1 protein-coding gene is annotated in these 1,167 nt (G+C 30.2%); it reads right to left on the bottom strand.

Annotation, left to right across the window (positions count from 1 at the left end):
* Positions 1-259: 259 nt before the first annotated feature.
* The gene (locus AC28QF_RS13855) at positions 260-1,072 is read right to left on the bottom strand and encodes a DUF4393 domain-containing protein (RefSeq protein ID WP_488202400.1); all 813 of its coding nucleotides are present in this window, start codon (positions 1,070-1,072) and stop codon (positions 260-262) included.
* Positions 1,073-1,167 lie beyond the last annotated feature (95 nt).

The following is a 1,167-nucleotide window of genomic DNA, read 5'->3' as shown; positions in this document are numbered from 1 at the left end:
TTTATGCCACAATAAACTTCTTGTTTTTAACTCAGAATTATTTCCGTGTGAGTGATTTTCAAAGTTTTTGCCAACGTCTCGTATATGAAACGTAGCGTGTAAAAAGACGCTATCGTTTCGGATTATACATTAGCCGAATTTTTAAATTTTTCTTTATTTTACTAAAAGCCAAATTTAAAAATTTGGCGGTCTTCGAAATTACACACGAACCTTTAGGAAAGCTTATAATAGCTATGTTTTATATACATTGTTAGCAGCTTTACTTTTCTGCAACTACATTTTCTATGAATTGTTTCCCGAAGTTTGTTAATTTGACAATCTTTCTTTCAAAATCCACCTTATTATTACTTTTTTTAATTTTTTCTATGTATGGCTTTAATATTGAATGATTTTCTAAAGGTTCATATAATGATTTTTCAGTAAAACTTTTTCCGTGTGGAATTTCTACTAAAGAAAGACGGCATAAATTGTCAATATAAGTAGCTGTTAGTTCTGGGCTTTGAAGATTTGTTTTTTCATGTAAAATAGAAAAGTTAGAGTATTTCACGAATAGACCATTTCTTTCAGTTTTACTTTGTAAATCTATTAATGGCTGAATATCATCGTGTTGAAATATTTTTAATAATAAAGCTTCATCTGATGTTAATCCTTTAATTATTTCAATATATCCTGGGTGAGCCTTATGAAGAGTTTCTTTATCCATTGAACTAGCTAAGAGATTCGCATATAATTCTCTCAAATTTTCATTGTGTCCTGCAAACCTTAAAGCCTCAATAACTGGTCCAGCAATTTCAGGCTTAGGTGTTACGATATTTTCCTTAGGTGTGTTTTTTAGTTTTTCAGTAACTGTTGTTGAAATAAAGTCTTCAATTTTTTCATATCCCCAAACTAAAGCTTTGATTGGTGATAGAGCTATATTAACTGTTTTAGAAACGATTTCTAATGATTTTCCTATTTCTTTTGCAGCAGGCTGAAGCGTATCTTGATAAATGGGTACAGCCTTAACTAATCCAGTTACAGCATCAATAGTTGATTTTACGTTTGTTTCTTTATTATTTTCTTCAGTTTCCATTTTTCTTGTATTGCTGCTAACGGCTTTGTGCTTATAGTTTGTTGCGTAAATTTAGCGAAAAAATAATAAATAAAACACAGACTTTTACGCTTGCG

This window comes from Tenacibaculum sp. M1.3A (assembly GCF_057732375.1).
The sequence above is the reverse complement of the archived record's forward strand: the minus strand, read 5'-3'. Positions and strand labels throughout refer to the sequence as shown.

Coding starts and splice junctions, on each gene's coding strand:
- AC28QF_RS13855 (WP_488202400.1), bottom strand. CDS start 1,072: ATGGAAACTGAAGAAAATAATAAAGAAACAAACGTAAAATCAACTATT.